The organism is Sphingomonas sp. AC411 (assembly GCF_979253035.1).
Genome location: NZ_CEEDAQ010000001.1, coordinates 38,687 through 59,358 on the forward strand (window position 1 = coordinate 38,687; position 20,672 = coordinate 59,358).

Annotated in this window: 15 protein-coding genes and 1 pseudogene; 7 read left to right on the plus strand and 9 right to left on the minus strand. The window is 64.8% G+C overall.

Annotation, left to right across the window (positions count from 1 at the left end):
• Nucleotides 1-77: 77 nt before the first annotated feature.
• Genes AC0IX7_RS00170 through AC0IX7_RS00180 form a run of 3 tightly spaced genes read right to left on the minus strand, consistent with a single transcriptional unit; the run spans nucleotide 78 to nucleotide 4,577 of the window.
• The gene (locus tag AC0IX7_RS00170) at nucleotides 78-1,532 is read right to left on the minus strand and encodes a tryptophan halogenase family protein (RefSeq protein WP_471809978.1); all 1,455 of its coding nucleotides are present in this window, start codon (nucleotides 1,530-1,532) and stop codon (nucleotides 78-80) included.
• A complete protein-coding gene (locus tag AC0IX7_RS00175; RefSeq protein ID WP_471809979.1) occupies nucleotides 1,471-3,066 on the minus strand; it encodes a tryptophan 7-halogenase in 1,596 nt (531 codons plus the stop codon). The genes AC0IX7_RS00170 and AC0IX7_RS00175 overlap by 62 nt, the downstream gene beginning before the upstream one ends.
• Nucleotides 3,063-4,577, minus strand: coding sequence for a tryptophan halogenase family protein (locus AC0IX7_RS00180; RefSeq protein ID WP_471809980.1), 1,515 nt, complete (start codon nucleotides 4,575-4,577; stop codon nucleotides 3,063-3,065). The genes AC0IX7_RS00175 and AC0IX7_RS00180 overlap by 4 nt, the downstream gene beginning before the upstream one ends.
• 244 nt (nucleotides 4,578-4,821) lie before the next feature.
• Here AC0IX7_RS00180 and AC0IX7_RS00185 point away from each other — a divergent pair, with 244 nt between their 5' ends.
• From AC0IX7_RS00185 to AC0IX7_RS00195, 3 genes are all read left to right on the plus strand, one after another.
• Nucleotides 4,822-8,202, plus strand: coding sequence for a TonB-dependent receptor (locus AC0IX7_RS00185; RefSeq protein ID WP_471809981.1), 3,381 nt, complete (start codon nucleotides 4,822-4,824; stop codon nucleotides 8,200-8,202).
• Between the two features lie 37 nt (nucleotides 8,203-8,239).
• The gene (locus AC0IX7_RS00190) at nucleotides 8,240-8,818 is read left to right on the plus strand and encodes a cupin-like domain-containing protein (RefSeq protein ID WP_471809982.1); all 579 of its coding nucleotides are present in this window, start codon (nucleotides 8,240-8,242) and stop codon (nucleotides 8,816-8,818) included.
• Nucleotides 8,819-8,909: 91 nt separating this feature from the next.
• Nucleotides 8,910-9,254: a cupin-like domain-containing protein gene (locus tag AC0IX7_RS00195; protein WP_471809983.1), complete on the plus strand. Its 345-nt coding sequence runs from the start codon at nucleotides 8,910-8,912 to the stop codon at nucleotides 9,252-9,254.
• A gap of 46 nt (nucleotides 9,255-9,300) precedes the next feature.
• Here the strand turns inward: AC0IX7_RS00195 and AC0IX7_RS00200 are convergent, their stop codons facing one another.
• The 6 genes and pseudogenes from AC0IX7_RS00200 to AC0IX7_RS00225 form a co-directional block, all read right to left on the minus strand.
• Nucleotides 9,301-11,115 carry a glycoside hydrolase family 9 protein gene (locus tag AC0IX7_RS00200; RefSeq protein ID WP_471809984.1) on the minus strand — a complete coding sequence of 605 codons (1,815 nt, stop codon included), beginning with the start codon at nucleotides 11,113-11,115 and terminating at the stop codon, nucleotides 9,301-9,303.
• Nucleotides 11,112-13,638 (minus strand): annotated as a pseudogene (locus AC0IX7_RS00205) (glycoside hydrolase family 3 protein). Before AC0IX7_RS00205 ends, AC0IX7_RS00200 begins: the two are co-directional and overlap by 4 nt.
• Nucleotides 13,639-13,724: 86 nt before the next feature.
• Nucleotides 13,725-14,705 (minus strand): SGNH/GDSL hydrolase family protein, encoded by a 981-nt coding sequence (locus tag AC0IX7_RS00210; RefSeq protein WP_471813674.1) that lies wholly within the window; start codon nucleotides 14,703-14,705, stop codon nucleotides 13,725-13,727.
• Nucleotides 14,609-14,818 (minus strand): hypothetical protein, encoded by a 210-nt coding sequence (locus AC0IX7_RS00215; protein ID WP_471809985.1) that lies wholly within the window; start codon nucleotides 14,816-14,818, stop codon nucleotides 14,609-14,611. Before AC0IX7_RS00215 ends, AC0IX7_RS00210 begins: the two co-directional genes overlap by 97 nt.
• Complete coding sequence (locus tag AC0IX7_RS00220; protein WP_471809986.1) at nucleotides 14,815-15,822, minus strand: glycosyl hydrolase; 1,008 nt, start codon at nucleotides 15,820-15,822, stop codon at nucleotides 14,815-14,817. The genes AC0IX7_RS00215 and AC0IX7_RS00220 overlap by 4 nt, the downstream gene beginning before the upstream one ends.
• Complete coding sequence (locus AC0IX7_RS00225; RefSeq protein WP_471809987.1) at nucleotides 15,822-17,180, minus strand: glycoside hydrolase 5 family protein; 1,359 nt, start codon at nucleotides 17,178-17,180, stop codon at nucleotides 15,822-15,824. Before AC0IX7_RS00225 ends, AC0IX7_RS00220 begins: the two co-directional genes overlap by 1 nt.
• Before the next feature lie 253 nt (nucleotides 17,181-17,433).
• Between AC0IX7_RS00225 and AC0IX7_RS00230 the strand changes: the two genes are divergently transcribed.
• The 4 genes from AC0IX7_RS00230 (at nucleotide 17,434) to AC0IX7_RS00245 (ending at nucleotide 20,672) form a co-directional block, all read left to right on the plus strand.
• A complete protein-coding gene (locus AC0IX7_RS00230; RefSeq protein WP_471813676.1) occupies nucleotides 17,434-17,685 on the plus strand; it encodes a PadR family transcriptional regulator in 252 nt (83 codons plus the stop codon).
• The gene (locus tag AC0IX7_RS00235; protein ID WP_471809988.1) at nucleotides 17,682-18,329 is read left to right on the plus strand and encodes a hypothetical protein; all 648 of its coding nucleotides are present in this window, start codon (nucleotides 17,682-17,684) and stop codon (nucleotides 18,327-18,329) included. The genes AC0IX7_RS00230 and AC0IX7_RS00235 overlap by 4 nt, the downstream gene beginning before the upstream one ends.
• 268 nt (nucleotides 18,330-18,597) lie before the next feature.
• The gene (locus tag AC0IX7_RS00240; protein WP_471809989.1) at nucleotides 18,598-20,181 is read left to right on the plus strand and encodes a TonB-dependent receptor; all 1,584 of its coding nucleotides are present in this window, start codon (nucleotides 18,598-18,600) and stop codon (nucleotides 20,179-20,181) included.
• Nucleotides 20,182-20,240: 59 nt separating this feature from the next.
• On the plus strand, nucleotides 20,241-20,672 hold the full coding sequence (locus tag AC0IX7_RS00245; RefSeq protein WP_471809990.1) for a hypothetical protein: 432 nt from the start codon (nucleotides 20,241-20,243) through the stop codon (nucleotides 20,670-20,672).

A 20,672-nucleotide genomic window follows, 5' to 3' on the forward strand; every position in this document is an offset into this window, starting at 1 on the left:
CCCCTTTTTCGGCAGCCGGATCTCTGGCCGGGCTGCACAATCAGGCCGCAAAAAGCACGCCCGGGGAAAAAGCCAAATTATTTGGCAAATTCCTGGTGGCGATCGAACGGCGCGTGCCGGGCGACGAATTCCGCATGGTCCGGCAGGGCTTTCGCGGTACGCAACGTCGCGGCGCGCATCTCGCGCAGCGCGTCGGCAACCCGATCGGCATCCAACGCATCCACGATCGGATCATAGCCGACCGGGGTGACGTGCTGCCCAAGCAACACCTGCACCCAGCTCGGAATGCCGAACAGCTCGTCATCGTAGCGGAAGATGCGGCCCTTTTCACGGAACAGCGCGAGCTTGCGCGTCAGGCTGTCGGGGATCGGCATCGTCCGGACACGCCGCCAGAACGCGGAATCGTCGCGACGGGTGGCATGGTAATGCAGGATGATGAAGTCGCGAACCGAGGTGTAGGCGTCGCCCATCAGCCGGTTGTATTCGTCGCGTTCAACATCGGAGAAACTGCGGTCGGGAAACAGCGCGAACAGCTTCGAGATCCCCGTCTGGATCAGGTGGATGCTGGTCGATTCGAGCGGTTCAAGGAACCCGCCGGCAAGGCCGAGCGCGACGACGTTGCCCTCCCACATTTTTGTACGCCGCCCCGCCTTGAAGCGAAGTTGTCGCGGATCGGCTGTCGGCTTGGAATCGAGATTGGCGAGCAGCAGCGCGCTCGCCTCGTCATCCGAGATATGCCCGCTGGAATAGACATGGCCATTGCCAGTGCGATGCTGGAGCGGAATCCGCCATTGCCAGCCGGCCGAACGCGCCGTCGCTCGCGTGTAGGGCAGCAGCGGTGCGCTCGGTTCAGTCGGGACCGCGACCGCCCGGTCGCAAGGGAGCCAGTGCGACCAGTCCTCGAACGGCACGCTCATCGTCTCGCCAAGCAGCAGGCTGCGAAACCCCGAGCAGTCGATGAACAGGTCACCATCGACCGAACGACCATCATCGAGCCGGACCGCGCGGACGTGACCGGTGTCGGGATCGCGATCGGCGCCAATGATCCGCCCTTCAATCCTAGTGACGCCACCGGCCTCGGCATGGCGACGAAGGAATGCGGCGTATAGGCCGGCGTCGAAATGATAAGCGTAGGCGAGCGGCTGCTGGCCGCTGGGCTGGCCGAACTTGTGCAGGTAGGCGGCGACTGCGGAGGGGGCGTACGCGTCGAGTGCGCCAATACCGGGACGATCGCGCAGTTTCAGCCAGAGCTGGTGGAAAGCGAGCCCCTGGATGTCGCGGCCATGCCCGCCGAATGCATGCATGTAGCAATCGTCGCCGGTGTCCCAGCCGACGAACTCGATGCCAAGCTTGAAGGTGGCGCCGGTCGCGCGGAGGAAGTCGCGTTCGTCGATCCCAAGCAGCGCGTTGAAGCCGAGGATCGGCGGGATCGTCGCCTCGCCGACGCCGACCGTGCCGATCGCGTCGGACTCAATCAGGACGATCTGGCGCTGGCCATCGTCGAGATAGCGGGCAGCCGCAGCAGCGGCCATCCAGCCAGCTGTGCCCCCGCCAACGATGACGACCTTCCGTATCGGGCCAAGGTTCGGAACGGTCATTGGCCACGCTCCAGTTGCGCGAGATAGGCGGGGTAGGGGGCAGGCGCGCTGGCAGGGCCGCGGTTGCCTCGGCAAGCCGCTTCAGCGTGGCGGCGATCGTGCCGGGGGCGGTGGCCGAGGCGATCGGGTCGGCAATGTGCGGCATCATGCCAAGCCCGAGCAGCAGCCCGTGCCAGTCGTCCTTGTCAAAGCTCTCATCCTCATAGAATGGCAGCCGCCCGCGGTGCGCGAATTGCTCAAGTGTATGGGTGAGGCTGTCGGGCCGGGGCAGGCGGGATGCCCTCTTCCAGAACGCGCCGCGCGTGCGCCCGGTCGGTAGATAATGCGCGGCCTGGTAGTCGCGAACCCGCTCGGCCTGGCGAACACTTTGGGCGTTATATTCAGCAAGTTCGGTCAATGCGCAGTCACGACCCGGGAGCAGGTCGATCGCGCGCAGGATGGCGGCGTGGGCGAGGTGCAGATTGGCGTTTGCCAAGGGATCGAGCACGACCGCGGCATCGCCCAACGCAAGGACGTTGTGCTTCCACGGTTGGGCGCGGACACCCGGCGCGATGGGAATGATCGTCTTGCCTGCGGGCAGGATGCGGCGTGCACTTGAATCCGACGTCTGATCAGCGGCGAAGGACAGGCCGGTCAATGTCCGGTCACGGAGTACGCTCGTAAACCGCCACCCTGCCGGCACCGCGATCAGTTCGTCGGTCGGCGTCGGTGCCTGGGCGGTAGCCGTTCCAAGCAGCAGGCGGTCAACCGGCAGCCACGTCTGCCAATCGTCCCACTGCGCATCCAATGTCGAGCGCAACGGCGCGGCGGGGCCCGAACAGTCGAGATACAGATCGGCCGAGATGCGCCGCCCGTCCGTCAGCATCAGCGACGCGACGCGCCCATCCGGGGAGCGCTCGACGCTGGCAAGGGCACCGGAAACAGAGAGGATGCCGATATGCCGGGAAAGTGTATGCAACAGATCGCGATAGCGGCGCGGATCTAGCCGCAATGCGTAGTCGAAACCCGAGATCGGTGAGTTCGTATCGTCGGACGGATGGACGAACTTGTCCGCAGACGCGAGCACGGCCGGCACCGAGAAGGCATCGAACCCAGCGATCTTGCCGGCGCGGCGTGCGTTCAGCCAGTGTTGGTGAAACGCGCCGGGCGCAATCGTACCACTGCGTTCGCCATGCGCGAGCACGAACGGCGCTCCGTCAGCGGTCCAGTCCGACAGCCGCGTGCCGATCCGATGCGTCGCGCCCGCCGCAAGCAGGTCGCGTTCGCGCAGGCCGATCCGGTCGTGAAACTCGGTGATCGAGGACAACGTGCCGGGCAGGCGATCGACCAGCGCTATGGGATCGTCGGGCGTCTCGATCAGCGTCACCGTCAGCCCGGGCAGCGCACGCGCGAACGCGACCGCTGCGGACAGACCGACGATTCCTGCACCAAGTACGGCGATGCTGGCTATCGGCGCGCGGCTGGTCACGCGGCGATCGTTGCGTTGCGACGCGCGATAAAGGCGGCATGGTCGGGCATTGTGTTGGCGGTCGAGGCGACAGTGTCGCGCAAGCTGGCGAGCGCGCGATCAAGACCGTTGAGGCCCGGTCGATCCGCGCGCTGGTCCCACGCCTGCGGGATGATCCCCTGACCGAGATACACCGCGATCCAGCTCGGTTCGAGGAACAGGCCCTCGCTATACTGAGTTACGCGGCCAGCACGGCGGAACAGCTCCATCTTGTCGGCGAGCGTCGTGGGCACGTCCATCGTCCGGACGTGGTTCCAGAATTCAGAATCGTCGCGGGTTGTGGCGTGATAATGCAGGATCAGGAAATCGCGGATCCGGTCATACTCCATGTCGACCATCCGGTTAAACTCGGCCCGATCGGTGGCGGATATACCCTCCGACCCGGCGCGCTGCGGGAACAGCTCGATCAGTTGGGTGATCGCCATCTGCGCGAGGTAGATGCTGGTCGATTCGAGCGGTTCTAGGAATCCCGATGCGAGGCCGATCGCAACGACGTTGCCGACCCAGCTGTTGCGGCGGCGACCGGCACGAAACTTGAGGAAACGCGGGTCGGCGAGCGGCGTGCCCTCGACCGACGCGACGAGCGCCTCGGCGGCAGCCTGATCCGTTATGTGCGCGCTGGAATAGACATAGCCGTTGCCGACGCGGTGCTGCAACAGGATGCGCCATTGCCACCCGGCTGATTTCGCCGTCGCCCGCGTATAGGGTTCGATGGGTCCGTCCGGCGACGTGCACGGCATCGCGACCGCGCGGTCGCATGGCAGCCATCTCGACCAGTCTTCCCAAGGCTCGGCCATCGCGTCGCCGAGCAACAAACTGCGGAACCCCGAGCAGTCGACGAACAGGTCGCCCTCGACGGTCTCGCCCAGATCTAGGCGTAGCGTACGGACATCGCCACTAATGGCATCCTGCTCGACCCCGACGATCCGCGCTTCGGTCCGGCGCGCGCCGTGCGCTTCGGCAAAGCGGCGAAGATAGGGGCCGAACAACGTCGCATCGAACTGATAGGCATAGCCGAAGCTCGCGGCCAGATCGTCGGGTGCGCCGTCCGGAATGGCGAAGCGATGGCGCCTGGCAGCGGCGACCGCGACCGAATAGTCGCCGATCGGGCCGGCTCGCCCCTCGGCTGCGAGCCGGAGCCAATAATGATGGAACCCGACATCGTCGAGCGGCCGACCAAACGTACCAAAGGGATGGATATAGCTGTCGCCGATCGCGCCGAAATCGCGAAAGTCGATGCCGAGCTTGAAGGTCGCATGCGTGGCTCGCATGAAGTCGGCCTCGTCGAGCCCCAGCCGTTCGACAAAGGCGCGGATATGAGGCAACGTCGCTTCGCCTACACCAACGATGCCGATCTCCGTCGACTCGATCAGCTGAACGGTACAGACGTTTGGCAACAGCCGGGTCACTGCCGCTGCCGTCATCCAGCCGGCCGTCCCGCCGCCGACGATCACAACATGCGTAGGCCTCATATCGTACATCATCCTCTTCTGTCATTTAGGACCGCTCCGAGAATGTAACATGAAAGTCACAGTTGGATTAAGTCCGGCATTATCTGTCAATTGATTTGTCTTATTCGACTTGTCTGGGCGAACATAGCTGCTTATCACGCTGACCAAGCGTGCGATTGTCGTTCGGCTTGATGGGGAAAGTCCGGTGAGAACGCCTGCTTCATAAGCGGCGACAGCCAGGCTTGTGGATGTTGAAGGGGTAATCATGGCTGGTGTTTCATCGCGCCTGTTTGGGGCGAGCGTATCGGCGCTCGCTATCGCGTTCATTGCACAACCGTCGTCCGCGCAGGTCGCTGACGCTGCATCGACCGATGCCCAGACGGTGCCGGCACCCGCCGGCTCTGGCGTCGCGAGCACGACGTCGGGCGCGACCAGCCTCGATGCAGCGACCGCGGGCACGGCGCCTGGTTCGGCTAGCAACACCACCGGCACCTCGGGCGCCGCGCAGGATGCCGGCAACCCGACCCCCGATCCCGAGCGCGAAGAGATCGTTGTCACCGGCATCCGCCAGAGCCTGGCGAACGCGCAGAACATCAAACGTAACTCCGACACGGTCGTCGACGCGATCACCGCGGAAGACATCGGCGCGCTCCCCGATCGCTCGGTCAACGAAGCGTTGCAGCGCGTTCCTGGCGTGTCGATCAGCCGTTTCGCCGCACCGAACGACTCACAGCATTATTCCGCGCAGGGGTCGGGCGTCGTCATCCGAGGGCTGAACTATGTACGCGGCGAGTTCAACGGCCGTGATGCGTTCGCCGCGGGTGGCGGGCGCGAGATCGGCTTCAACGACATTCCAGCCGAAGTCGTCGGGTCGATCGAGGTTTTCAAGAACCTTACGTCCGATCTGATCGAGGGTGGCATCGCCGGCACGGTCAACATCAACACGCGCAAGCCGTTCGATTCGACGAAGGACCTGATCTTTTTGTCGGGCGGGATTAATTATCCTGATCTTGAAAAGCGCAGCGCGCCGCAGGCCGTCGGGCTCGTTTCGAAGCAGTTCGATCTCGGCAGCGCCGGACGCTTCGGCATTCTCGCCAGCGGCACCTATCAGAAGCTCTATAGCCGTTCCGACTCGGTCTTCGTCTCGTCGATGCTGCCGCGCTACAATGACGACACGAACGGCAACGGCGTTCAGGATGCCGGCGAGGGCCGCGTGCTCAACGCTGGTACGCCGTACCAGTCGACGCTGTTCGACACCTTCCCGCTGCCTGCCGGCCGCAACGTCGTCTACGCGCCACTCGGCGGGGGATCGCGTACGCAGGACTTCGATCGCAAGCGTATCGCCTATTCGGGGTCTGCGCAGTATGAGAATGCCTCGCGCAGTCTGCTGATCACCGGCCAGTTCCTGCGCGCCGAATCGACCGAAGACTGGATCGAGCACACCGTCGAGCCGAACGTCTATTATAATGACGTCAACACGGTCTTCCCGGTCGGCGGCACTGATTTCACCTATGACGATGACGGCGTGTTTACCAGCGGCACGCTCGGAAAGCGCACCGGGCAGGTATTCGGCAACAATCCCGCCGGGTGCGGCAGAGATGCTAATGGTGTGCTGACAACCTATTGCCCGCTGACGCAGTTCTCGCCCAACGGCATCTTCACGACCCAGTCGAACCGTCACTTCTTCTCGAAGTCGACGACCCAGGATCAGTCGCTAAACATCAAGTTCGAGCCGGTCGATCGCCTTCATCTGAATTTCGACGGCCAGTATGTGACGTCTAAGGTCAAGGTGCGTGACGATATTCTCGACACCGCCACCTTCAGTCAGACGTCAATCGACCTGCGGGGCAATATTCCGCAGATCACCTCGATTACGCCAGGCTTCGATACCGCCAGCTATTTCGCCAACCCGAACTCGGTCTATTTCCGCGACGCCTTCAACGGACGCCAGGATAATAAGGGCGACGAATGGGCGTTCCGCGGCGACGCGCAGTTCGACGTCAGCGACGATGCGTTCCTGCGCAACGTCAGGGTTGGCGGTCGTTACAGCGACCGCAAACAAACTGTAAAGGCGGTCGACTACAACAACTGGGGCAACGTGTCGGAGACCTGGGCCGCGGCGGGGCCGGTAAGCTACACGGCGCTCGATTCTAGCCAGGGCCAACTTTACAACTTCACCAATTTCTTTCGCGGTGGCACGAACACGCCACCGAGCACGTCGTTCGTCTCCGACGCGGTACTTGGCGATCATGACGCATTCACCGATCTATTGCGTAAGCTCACCGCGCTCGGCGGCGGCAGTTATCAGCCAGCCGAGGATCGAACGGGCGTGACGGTTGACGGTGCGTACCGACCGAGCGAGGTCTATCGCAATCGCGAGCGTACGTTTGCAGCCTACGCCCGTGCCGATTTCGGCGTCGAGGATTTCGGCAACGGGATGAGCTTGACCGGTAACGTCGGCGTGCGTTTCGTTCGCACGAAGGACGACTCGAACGGCGCAATTACTTTCGCGCAGCAAAATACGATCTTCGATCCCACTAACCTCGGCAATAATGCGGCCGGCGTACCCTATTCGGCAACGCTCGGTGGTTTCTGTCAGCGCGCGTTCGATCAGCCGAACGGTCAAGGCACCGTGCCTGCGATCTGTACGGTGTCCCCCGCACAACAGGCGGCGATCGTGGCGTATTCAAACGGTGCCTCCACACCGGACATCGCCAAGCAGAAGTTCAACTTCTGGTTGCCGAGCGCGAACGTGAAGCTTCAGGTCACGCCGACGCTTCTGTTCCGTGCGGCTGGATCGAAGGCAATCTCCCGCCCTAATTTCGGCGATCTCCGCAACTATGTCGGCGTCGGCGCTTCCGGCGGCAACACGACCGGCAACTTCCAGTTCGCCGCGCAATCGCGGAACCCGTTCCTTCGCCCAGTCGAGGCGTTGCAATTCGATCTGACCAGCGAGTGGTACTTCTCCAAGGTCGGCTCGCTGACCGCAACGCTGTTCCACAAGACGCTGTCGAACATCATCGTCGACAATTTCGGCTATACGCGCACTCTGACGAACAACGGGCAGACGTTCGACGTGCAGGTCAACGGCCCCGCCAACGTGAAGGGCAAGTCGCGGATTAAGGGCGCGGAAATCGCGTACCAACAGACGTTCGACTTCTTGCCGGGTGCTCTTAGCGGCCTTGGCATGCAGGCGAACTATACGTACGTGAAGGCAGGCAAGATCCCCAACCCGGTGCCCGCCAATGGCGCCGCGGATGGCAGCCGTCCGCCGCAGGACGTCGCTGGCCTGTACGACAATCTTCCGCTCCAGGGCCTGTCGAAGCACACCGTCAACCTCGCCGGCTTCTACGACAAGGGTCCGTTCTATGCCCGTGTCGCGTATAGCTGGCGCTCAAAGTTCCTACTGACTAACCGCGATTGCTGCTTCCCGTTCCTGCCGGTCTACGCGTTGCCGACCGGACAGCTCGACGCATCGGCGTTCGTGACGGTGAACGAGCACTTCAAGCTGGGCGTGACAGCGGCGAACCTGCTCGACACCACGACCAAGACTACCTTCCTGCTGAACGGCGCGGGGCTTGAAGCGCCACGCAGCTTCTTCAAGAACGATCGCTCGTACACGTTGTCGGCACGCATGACCTTCTGAGGTAGCGGGATACAAGGCCAGGGATTACACGCATACGATGAGTGAAATCACTGGCCTTCCGGTGGCCGAAACGGGCTCGGTCGACGCGGCGCGGTTCGAAGTCGAGATCGCGCATAGCTATCACCCCGTCGTGATGCGCGGTTTGGCAGCGGACTGGCCGGCGGTGCGTGCGGCACGAATTTCCAATCGCGCAATTGGCGATCATATTATCAAGTTCGATGGTGGACGCTCGGCGGACGTTATGGTCGCGCAGGACCAGGTGCGGGGGCGGTTCTTCTACAACGACGACCTTAGCGGCTTCAACTTCGAGCGCGCCAAGGCACCGATCCCTACACTGGTCGAGCAACTGATCGCGCTACAGGACGTACCGGGCGCGCCCGCCATCTACGCCGGCGCCGCCGCAGCGGGAGAGTTCCTCCCTGGCTGGGCGGAAGCGAACGTCCTGCCGCTGCCGACGCCCAATGCAGTGCCGCGCGTCTGGATCGGCAACGAGAGCCGCGTTTCGACACATTACGACGTATCGAGCAACGTCGCGGTTGTGGTGGCGGGCAGTCGGCGGTTCTGTCTATTTCCCCCGAGCAGGGGCCGAACCTGTATGTCGGCCCGCTCGACGTGACGCTTGCTGGCCAGCCGGTTAGCCTGGTCGATCTCGAATCGCCTGACCTGCAGCGTTACCCCGCTTTGCCGAAGCGCGCCCGCACATGCAAATGACTGTGCTTGAGCCCGGCGATGCGATCTTTATTCCGTCGATGTGGTGGCATGACGTTAAGGCGCTCGGACGGTTCAACGTGCTGGTCAATTATTGGTGGGGACAGCCAGGCGCGCCGTCGCCGTTTCCTGCGCTGATCCATGGCATTCTGGCGATCCGCGACTTGCCCGCGGGCGAGCGCGAGGCGGTGCGCGGTTGGTTCGATCACTATGTGTTCGGCGACAACGCCCAGAACGCGGCCGCACATCTGCCCGAGGCGGTACGCGGCGTGCTGGGGAGCCCATCGCAGGAACGGACTGACGTGATCCGCGCTTATCTTGCGCGGACGCTGGAACGGCTTTAGCTCAATTCAACGACCCTTTCGCCGGCGGGGAAGGATCGGAGCGATTCTAGCGGCCCCGGGTCGCATCGAGAAACGCGCCGGTCCAGACGAGCGGGGCGTTCCAGTTGATTGCGACCTCGTTGACGGTGAACGCACGGTAATCGTCGATCCAGCAGGTTTGTGGCGCGCATCCTTTCATCGGACCGGGTTCGTTCGCCGCCGCCGAGTTGGGGCCGCCCGACAGCACGCCGGTAGGGGGCGGATAGCGCTTGTCCGCTGCGGTGGCCCAGAAGCGGTGGTGCGGGTGCTGCACCGGGCGCGTGCCGATGCCGGTGACGTAGGACCGGTCGAGCGGATTGCGGCCGAGGATATAGTCGAGGCTCGCCACGACCGCATCGCGGTAGGCTGGCTTGCGGTCAATCTGCCACGCGACGCCCAGCACGATCGCGCGGTTGAGGATCGAGCTGCTCGAGCCCCACGGGTAGTTGGTGCCGCCAAAGGGTATGCCGTAGCCGCTGCGCTTGCCTTCGGCGACGAAGCCGTCTGCGAGCGCGGTGATCCGGCTGCAGAGTCTCGCGCGATCATCGGCCGGGAGGTCGCCGGTGGCCGTCGCCAGCGTCAGCGCGCCTGCCAGCCTTAGCGAGCCCCAGCCGATATCCGTGCCAGGGTAGGTAAAGATCCGGTCCTTGCGAAGGCGATCGAGGAACGTGGGTTCGCGAGTGGTGGCGTAGAGTTGCGCGGCAGCGAAGGTGAACTCGTCGCGGACATCCGGGTCGCCGTAGCCGCCGCTGCCGGTGAAGTCGGAGCTGGTGAGGAGGTTCGGATGGCGGAGCGCTGCGGCCCAGCCGCGGCGGGCTGCGGCGAGGCATTTGGTGGCGAAGGCTGGATCGATCGTTTGCCAGATCCGTGCGCACTGCGCCGCGACGCCGACCATGTTCAGCGTTGCCGCGGTCGAGGGCGGGTACAGAAAGCGGGTCTGGCGGTCTTCGGCAGGCGCTGTCGGAAGCCCGGTCCAGTTCTCGTCGGCGATCTTGGTATGGACCAGGCCGCTCGCGTCGATCGTCTCGAACCGGGTGATGGTCTTGCCCGCGACGCCGGCGTCGGGCGCGACGGCCAGCTTCGTGCCGTCGGCTATCTGCATCGAGAGCAGGAACGCGACCTCGACGCGCGCTTCGTCGAGCAGGTCGTCCTTGCCGTTGCCGCGTTCGGGCAGCGCGAGGCGGCCATCGGCGAACGCGTTTGCGTCACCCAACGCGGGCAAGCGTTCGTAGAGGTCGAGCAACGTCCAGGTCGAGATGCCGCCGTTGACGACGTATTTGCCGTGGTCGCCCGCATCGTACCAGCCGCCGGTCGCGTCGATCCTGTAGCTGCAACCGGGCCATTTGACGCCCTTCTGGTCGCGGCCTGCAAAGCAGGTGGCGATGTCGGGGGCATGACCGGCGGGGCGGGCAAGGTCCTTGCGCTCGACGAACGCGGGCAGGATCGGCACGCCGCTGCGCTGTTGGTAGAAGAACGCCATCGCGGCGGTTACGACAGGCGCGAACGGGCGGTCGGCGATCGCGAAGGGGTGGCTGGCGGTCGCGCCGACGTGCAGGCGATAGCCGGTGCCGGGCGTCCTGAAGTTGCCGAAGTCGATCCGGTGGACGCTTTCGCCCGAAGCTGCGTCGGCGCCTACCGGTATCGTGTGTCCCGACGCGGCCGTCTTGCCGCTCGCATCGGTGAGCGTCCACGCGAGCGGCTTGCCCTGCGTGGATGGCAGGACGGCAATCTTGGGACCGCGCGTCTCGAACCCGGCCTGGTCGATCCTGATCGGCGCAGGCGGCGCTTGCGTGGCGGCGGTCGTCAGCAGGACGGCCGCCGCACCCAGAAGGAGCCGGCTCAATCGCCGCACTTCGTCATCGGCACGGGTGCGGAGTCGATCTTCACGTCAGAGATCGACAGGCCGAGTTTGCCGTCGGTCGCGATCACGAACGGCGCAGTGACGTGCGCCATGTCGATGCCGCGCTTGGCGAAGCATTGCAGCGGGACAATGACCTGCTGCCAGTCGCCGGGCTTGCCCGCCGCGAGCGCCTTCGTGATCGGGACGGTGACTACCTTCCCATCGTTGCTGACCATGCCGAGCCCGACGGGTGCGCTGCCGGCGCGGTCGACGCGGACATCGACGACGAGGCTCAGTTCACCATTGCTCTCGCGTGTCAGATCGAGCGGACCGGACGCCTCGACCCGGGCGTCCGCGGGACCACCGGTCCAGACGAACGCGCGCGCGTCTTCCTGACGGCGGCGATCGACGGCGGAAGCGGTGAGGCGTTTGCTCGCGGTGGTCGCGTTGACGCCAAGCAAGCGAACCTTTGACTGATCCTGCTCGACCAAGGTCAACGACCAGCCCTCGGGAACCCGGCCCTTGCCGAAGATCGTGCCGTTCGATGACGCGGCCATGCCAGCGGGGCGGGTTTCATCGAGCTTGGGGACAGTGCCCGGCTTGGCGTAGCTGAGCCCGTAGCCGAACGCGAACAGCGGGTCGTAGCCGGCGTCGGAGCGATTAAGGACATATTGGTCGGGGCGCTTGGGCCAGGAGAAGCTCAATTTGCCGCGGAAGTCGTTGGCGACGCTGCCGTCCTTCTTGCGGAACAGCACGTCCGCCACGCCGCCGCCTTCGCTGCCCGGCAGGAACGCCGCGACGAACGCATCGGACGCGTTGAGTTCGGCATTCACCCACAGCGGACGTCCCGACAGGAATACCGCAACGACGGGGACACCCGCGGCCTTCAACTTGCGCAACAGTTCGAGGTCGGACTTGTCTTCGGGGCTATATTCGAGGTTCGGGCGATCGCCCTTGAACTCGGCATAGGGCTGTTCGCCGAACACGACGATCGCCGCATCGGGCTTCTTGGCGAAGCTGCCGTCCGCCGACAGCGCCGCGGTGCCGCCGGCGTCCTTGACCGCGGTGCTGATCCCCGACCAGATCGTCTCGGCGTTGGGGAAGTTCGCGTTGGTGGTACCGCCGCCCTGCCACGTCAGCGACCAGCCGCCGGCCTGCTGCGGAATGTTGTCCGCACCCCCGCCCGCGACGAGAATGTTGGCGGAGGGCTTCAGCGGCAGCAAAGGCCCTCGTTCTTGAGCAGCACCATCGATTCAGCCGCCGCCCGGCGCGCGATCGCACGGTGGTCGGCGGCACCGATCAGGTTCATCTTGCCGGCGAGCGCACGCGACGACGGACGCCCGCGATCGAACGTGCCGGCGCGGATCTTCACGCGGAGGATGCGGCGGACCGCGTCGTCGAGCCGTGCGGCGGGGATCTCGCCCGACTGCGCCTGTTTCAGCGTGTTGGCATAGAGCGTCTTCCACCCGCTGCCCGAATACATGAACATGTCGAGGCCGGCGTTGATCGCGGCGGCGCAACTCTCGTTCGAGCAGCCATCGACTTGGCCGTGGCCGTTCCAGTCGCCGACCACGAAGCCGTCGAAGTGGAGCCGATCCTTGAGCACGCCGGTCAGCAGGCTCTTGTTGCCGTGCATCTTGGCGCCGTTCCAGCTCGAGAAGCTGGCCATCACCGACTGCGTGCCCGCCTCGATCGCGGCGGGGTAGCCGCCGAGGTGAATGTCGCGCAGCACGGTCTCGGGGATGAGGGCATCGCCTTGGTCACGCCCGCCGGTACCACCGTCGCCTAGAAAATGCTTCGTCGTCGCAATCACGCGGTCGGGGGCGAGGAACTCCTTGGTACCGACCTTGCCCTGGACGCCTTCGATCACCGCGCCGGCGTAATCGGCTTGGATCGTCGGCTCTTCGGAATAGCTCTCGTACGTCCGCCCCCAGCGATCGTCGCGGACGACGGCGAGCGTGGGCGCGAAGGTCCAGTCGATACCGGCAGCGGCGGTCTCGATCGCGGTCACGTGGCCGATCTCGCGCATCAGGTCGCGATCACGCGCTGCGCCGAGCCCGATATTGTGTGGAAGAGCGTCGCGCCGGGGATGTTGTTGTTGCCGTGAACCGCGTCGGTGCCCCAGATCACCGGGATCGCGGGACGCCCGTCGCTGCGCGCCATCGACGCATCATAGAAGTCGTCCGCGAGCTTCAGCCATTCGACCGGCGGTGCGAGATCGTTGCCGTGCGGGCCGGCATTGCCGCCGTTGAGGATCGAGCCGAGCTTGTAGGTGCGCAGGTCGGAAGGCTCGATACTGGCGATATCGACCTGGATCAGCTGGCCGATCTTGTCCTCCATGGACATGCGTTTCATGATCGCGTCGATCCGTGCCTCGACCTTGGGATCGCGCGAGGGTCGGGCGTTGGCGGTCGGCCAGATCTCGGGATGCGCGACGGGCGAAAGCGGCGCGGTCGGTGCCGCTATGGGCGCCGCCGCCGATTGCAGCAGAAGCGCGATCGTAAGGGTCGAAAAACTCGCAGACATCATACTCTCCCCGGTCGGTACGCGATCGTGATCCGTACCTTTGCCCTCTGCTACCGGGTGCCGGCAACAATATGCAAATCATTTGGCTATTTGTTCGTCCAGATCTCTGGATGCGCGTCGATATAGGTCGATAACGCAGTCCTGATCTGGGCATCGTCAGCGGTCGAAGGGTGCGCGTGGCAGCCGGTGAAGGCAAGTCCGGTGACGGGCACGAAAGCGACGTCTCGCTGACCCTCGGCCTTGAGGCGTGCAGCGACCTTGCCGACTTCGGATGCGATCTCGCCGTCGGCCATGTCGGTTGCCCACAGGAGTACATGCGCGTGCGGATTTTGTGCGCGCAGACGTGTGACGAAATCGACATAGTGCTGCTCGTAATCGGCATGCAGCGCATCGCGCGTCTTCCACGGTTCGCCGGGGTGGAGCGGCGTGGTGAAGTCGTTGGTGCCGAGCGCGATGACGAACAGGCGGGGGCGCCACGCCGGGTCGGCGTAGCGCGTGGCCTTGTCGAACAGCGTGAAGGGATAGGCCACGGGCACGGTATCGGCCGTCATGCCGTCGTAATTGCGGACGATGCCGCGGCCGGAGATCGCGTTGACCTGATAATCCGCGCCGTAGCGGCGCGCGGTCAGCGCAGGCATGGCCTGCGAAGCGTCGGTTGTCGCCCAGACTTCGTCCTGCGTGCAGTCGCGCTTGGTCGAGATGTTGCCGTAGCCGACGGTGTGGGAATCGCCGATGAACTCGATCTGGCGCGTGCGGGAGGGGGCGGGCAGGATGCCTGTTTCGGCACCGGCGTAGAAGCCACCGAATGCGGTCGGTGCACCCTGGCTTTCGCTGGCGACGTCGACCCGAATGGTATGGCGGCCGTTCGTGAGACCCGCGACGCGGTAGAGACCAGACTTCGGCTTGACGAGTTTGGCGACGGGGGCTCCATCGACGGAAACGCGAAGGATCACGTCGCCCGCGCCGATTTTCAGAAGTGCGCTCGTGCCGCGGAACGCCGCCTCGAAATACGTGCCCGGCCACTGGCGCGTATAGCCTTCCGCGGTCCGGGCGACGCGACCGCCGATGTGGAGGGGAGCACGGCGCCGGCTTTCCTGGTCGTCGGAGTTACCGTCGGTGGAGCGGCGATGGCCGACGTCGACAGCAATGTCGCGGCGACCAGCCCCAGGATCGTCTTCATGCCTCCACCTTTAACGATGCCGGGAGTTCATCCTTGGTCACGTAGCGCTTCGACGCGAAGTCGCGGCGCAACTGGTCGGGCGTGTTCTGGTCGGCGCCGGTGAGCCATCGGGTGTGCCACGTCATGAACCAGAGCCAGTCGGCGTTCGGGCCGAGGAGCGCCGGATCGGGGACCGGACCGTTCTCGTGCAGGCAGATCGGCAGCGTGTCGCCGACGATCGCCTTCACCTGCGCGAACATGGGCCCGAGATTGCCGTGGTCGTTCGCGTAGATGTCCGCGCCGACGACGTCGACCGTCGCACGGCCGGGATACCAGGCGGAGTCGACGTTCTGTCCGGCCCAGCCGAGTACCCAGATCAGGTTGTTGAGGCCGTGGACGCGCGTGAACTGGTCGTACATCAGCGCCCACAACGCCTTGAACGCGTCGGGGCCGTGCTTGCCCCACCAGAACCAATCGCCACTGAATTCGTGGAAAGGGCGCCACAACACCGCGACGCCGCGGTCTTGCAGGACCTTCAACAGGCGCGCCACCTCGGTTATGTCGCGCATCATCGCGACGTTCTGCGGCGTGCCTGGCTTTAGCGCGGCGGCGACGTTGAAATCCTTCTTTGAGTTCTCGTAGCCGGTGCCGATGTCGGGGGCGCCCCAGTGCCAGCACAGCGTGACGATACCGCCGGACCGCGCCCAGGCGGTTGCCCGGTCGTTCACCGCGTCGTTGTCGCGCGGGTCGATATAGTCGAGGCCGAGGATCGCGGGCAGCTTGCCGGTCACGCGCCGGAGATAGTCGAGTTCGCCGTTTGGGTTCGGCTGCGCGGAACCCTGTTCCTGCTGGCCGGTCAGCGTCTTCCTGCCGTACTGGCTCCACAGATAGGTGTAGAGTTTTTGTGCGGCCGGGGACGCGCTCGAGTTGCTGAGCGTATGGTTCGGGACCGCCGCCAAGGCCGGCACGCCGTGCAGCAGGCCCAGCGCGGCCGTCATCCCCAGCGTTTCGCGTCGGCTGAGCATCACAGTGCCGTCATCGCCGATGCGTGGGCGCGGATCACCGCTTGCGTCGTGGTGTCGCTGTCGAACACGCCGTACCAGCCCTGCGGTTCGTGCGGCGGATCGCCCATGTAGCCGAGGTCGCCGCGCTGGAACCGGTGATCGGCATGTGGCGTGCGCGCTTCGCCGTTCCACGCCCAGAAGTTCGAGCCTGCGAGCGGTCCGCCGGCCTTCGCGTTGGTTTCGATCGCGGCGTAGATCTGGCGGTAGAAGCGGTCCTTGTAAACCGTCGTGATGGTCGGGTCATACGCGGTCTTGCCGTCGCGTGGGTAGCCGAACTCCTCGATCACCAGCGGCTTGCCGAGCGTCGTGGCGAGCCGGATATGCGCGTCGATATAGTCGGCGACCTTGGCTGCACCCGCGTCGTAGGTGCCGGCGAGATCGCCTGCGTCCATCCAGGTCCAGTTGTTCGGCCAAATGTGGGTGGTCAGATAGTCGATCGACGTCGAGCGGTGTGCGGCGAGCACGACGTCCTCGCGCTCGATCGAGCCCTTCAGCCCTTCGGAGCCGGTCGAGACGAGATGGTTCGGATCGAGCGTCTTGATGTAGCGCGCGGTCTCGTCGATCCACCGATAGAAGGCGGGCAGGTTGGGGACGGCGACCGCAGCCCCGCCGGCGGGACGCGGTTCGTTCGCCAGCTGCCATGCCATGATCGTCGGATCGGCGGCATAGGCCACACCCGTCACGCTGTTGGTGCGCGAGACGACGGCGCGGATATAGTCGCGGTACATCGCCTGCGCTTGGCCGTTGGTGTAGAACGCGGCGTTCCAGTCGGCGAACGCGGGCCACGGGTGCGCGGGGTCGTTCATGTTGATGAACTTGCCGCCGTTGACCCACGACAGATACGTCATCATCCCGCCCGACCATTCCCAGAAGTTGGTAAGGTAGATGACGCCGGTCATGTCGCGCTTCGCCATCTCGGCGAGCGTCCAGTCGAGGCCCTTGAGCAGATCCTCGTTGTAAGTCGCGGTCTTGTCGCGGAAGCCGGGCGTGATCGAGTTCTTCAGCGGCGACAGTTCGGCCGAGCCGAGGATGCGCAGGTTGCGCACGCCGAGCGCCTTCAGCCGGTCGAGCTCGCGCCCGAGACGCGTTCGGTTGCCATAGGCGGTATCCGCGCCAAGCCATGCGCCGTACCAGATGTTCGCACCGGCATAGCGATACGGCCTGCCGTTGCGTTCGAAGCCGTGGCCCACGACAGTGACGAACGACGAAGCCGGCCGTGCGCTACCAAGCCCTCCGCTCGCGAGATGCGCCGCATTCGAGCAGCCAGCCACGAGAGCCACCCCCGCGAGCAACGCCGCGCGCCTGTCGATTACCGCCAATGCCAACTCCCCTGTAACGCCCGTGTTTCAGAACCGGTCGCGATCGTTCCGTATTGGATCGACCTTTAGGATTGCGCTCCGCCCTGCGCTACCGCGGAATGTATCGAATGGATTAATCCGACGAATCCGATGGCAACCGAGGTTCGCTCGCCGCATCCGCCGAGCGACTTGACTGCTAAGTCTACATATGTTGGATAGGAGCGTGACCCGTGATCGTCGACCCTCGAAACAGATGCTGGCGCTGTTGGCGACGATGTCCGACCGTCCCGGACACTGGCGGCACGGGTATGAGCTCATGAAGGATACCGGTGTCTCGTCCGGTACGCTCTACCCGTTGCTCATGCGCATGACGGAGCAAGGGTTGTTGGCCGCGGAATGGCGCGAACCGGTGCAGGCGGGGCGGCCTCCGCGTCATGCTTACCGCCTGACGGCCGCCGGTATTTCACTCGCGCGAAGCGTTGCCGAGAGTGAATCCGTATCCTCCGCGAGAATGGTCCGGATATGATCGCAATGCTCTCCCGGTGCGTGATGGCACTTGCGATCGCCGGTCTGGGCGAGCGTAATCACGAATGGGGACTTGCGATGCAGGGCGAATTCGAGGCCTCGATCGACGACGGCAGGCCGTTGTTCTTTGCGTTCGGTTGCCTGCTGGGAGCGTGGCGCATGCGATTGGCCGACCCGGACGGACGCTTTGCCTTGGCGAGTTATGCGCTCGCGGTCGGCCTGATTCTGCCACTGGCGTCGGTACTGGCCGTCGGCGCGATCGTCGGCTTTCCATATCTCGATTTCGCGCAGGACAATGTCGTCGGTATTCTGGCCATAGACGGTGCGCCGACGACGCTTCTCAACGACGGCAATCGAGCCGCCGCGTCGTCGCTGTCGATGGTCGTATTCCTGCTGGCGGGCACCAGCGTTCTCATCGCGTGGGCAATACTCGATCGCAATTGGGTCTGCGTTGCAGCGGTCGAACGGTTGACGGTGGCGGCGACACTGACGCTGCTGGTGTTCGTCGGGCTGCTCGGTTTCGACGAAACCCGCATGGTCTTGCCTATCCTGGGTTTCGTGGCCCAGCACGTCGTGGTCCTGATGCTGATGCGATGGCATTGGCGGCTGGACCGGGACACCGCGAGCTCGCATCGTCAAGACTAGCCATACTCGGTTCGTTCGACACTGTTGATCCTGTTAGCCCGCAAAAGGTAGCAAACCCATGCAGTCGCCCAAGAGTATGCGTCAGGATACTCGATGGGCGCCTCGCATTACCTTCGCAGCATGCCTGTTGTCCTGGTCGGCGGCAGGTATATCCCAGTCTGGAATGCCGTCGGACGTACCGGTTAAAGGCGATCCCGACGTATCGCGAGACCAGCCCAACGCGTCGAATTCCCGCCCTGATATCGTGGTGGTCGGCAGGCGAGGGCAGGTGGACACGGCGATCCAGCCGCTGGCGACACTCGACGCGGGGGCGATAAGCGCCACCGGGGCGACCTCGATCGACGAGCTGCTGCGGACGATCCGCGGCGTGACGCAATCAGGCGACGGGCAGGAGCCGGTCTTCTTGCTCAATGCGCAACGCGTGTCGGGATACCAGGAGATCGGCAACCTGCCGCCGGAAGCGATCGAGAAGGTCGAGGTGTTTCCGGAGCCAGTCGCGCTTCAATACGGCTATCCGCCGACCCGGCGGATCGTGAACTTCATTACCAAGCGCCGGTTTCGCCAGCTATCCTTGAAGCAGGCCGCCGGGACGTCGACACGGGGCGGTGCCGACAATGCGACCGCGCATGTCGATTACACGCGTCTGCGGGGCGACGGCCGTCTCACGCTGTCGCTGGACGCGCGACATACCGATGCGCTGTTGCAGACGCGGCGGCGCGTCTTGCCCGATCCGGACGTGCCGTTCGATGCACGCGGGAATATCACAGGGACGCTGGCGGGTGGCGAGATCGATCCGGTGTTGTCAGGCTTGGCCGGACAGTTCGTGACGATCGTCCCGGTGCCGAACACACCTCTACCGGTTGGCTCGGTCAGCCTCGGCAGTTTCGTGGCGGACGCCAATCGGCCGCGGCTGTTCGACCTGTCGCCGTTCCATACGCTGGCACCGTCCAACGACACTCTCCACGGCGAGGCGGTGATCGCCAACCGGATCGGGCGCAGGCTGTCGGGCTCGTTGACGCTGACGGGGGATCACAGTCGCGAACGTACCGTGTTCGGCCCGGCAAGCGCGACCTTGTTCATTCCCCGCGGCAATCCGTTTTCGCCGTTCGGCCGGGACGTGCTGCTCCAACGCTACCTCGTCGAGGCACCGCCGCTCAGCCAGCGCACCGATGCCACTACCCTGCATGCGGGCAGCGTGGTGCGCGGCGCGTGGCGGGGGTGGCAATGGGACTGGACCGGCACGCTCGACACGCAGCGCAAGGAAGGCATCGTCGCCAAGGCGATCGACACCACAGCGGTCACTGCGGCGATCGCCGCGGGTGGCGACCCGTTTCGACCGCTCGATCCCGCATTGCTGGCCAATCGGCTGGTCGATCGTACGGTGCAGTCCAGTTATGGTGCCGGCACGAAATTCGTCGCGACCAACCGTCCGCTGCGCCTGCCGGCCGGTCGCGTCACGCTGACGGCCACGTTCGAAGGCGAGCAGATCGGCACGGACAGCAGGACGCGCGGTGCCAACCCGTCCGCGATCGCCTTCGATCGCGGACGGGTCGAGGGGCGGTCGCGCTCGACCTGCCAATCACGTCGCGGCGCGAGGACGTATTGCCATGGGTCGGCGAACTGTCGGCCAATGTCTCTGCCACCGTCCGCCACGTCGGCGGTTTCGGCGATTTGTCGGATTCAACGCTGGGCGCGAACTGGGCGCCGTTCGCGGGTCTTCAGCTATTGGCACAGATCAAGCGCTCGGCCACCGCGCCGACGCTCGACCAGCTCGCCGCCCCGCAGATCTCTGCACCCCAGGTTCCGCTGTTCGATTTCGGGACCGGCCGTTCGACTCTGGTCACGTTATTAGTAGGCGGCAACCCCGCGTTGTCCGCCGAGCGTCGTCGATCGCGTTCGATCGGCGCGACGGTGAAACCCTTTGCCAAGAGCGAACTGCGGATCGGCGCCACTTACGAGACAACCGACATACACGACGGAATTCAGACCATCTTTGCGCTCACGCCAGCTGCGCAGGCGGCGCTGCCTGACCTGTTCGTGCGCGACGACGCTGGCGCATTGGTGTCGGTGGCATACCGGCCGATCAATGTCTTCCGGGAGCGCCGACGCACGCTGAACATCACGCTCTCCGCTAATGGCCAACTCGGACGCGCCAAGCCGCCGACGACGCCGGACGGTCGCCTACCCGACCGCCCGACCTTCTACGGCGGGATCGGCCCCACAGTCCGCTTTGCCGATAGGATCGAGCTGAGACCGGGTGCTCCGACGCTTGATCTGCTGGACAGCGATACGCTGTCGGGCGGCACTACGCAGCGCGTTGCCGGCTATGGCTATGGGGGCTGA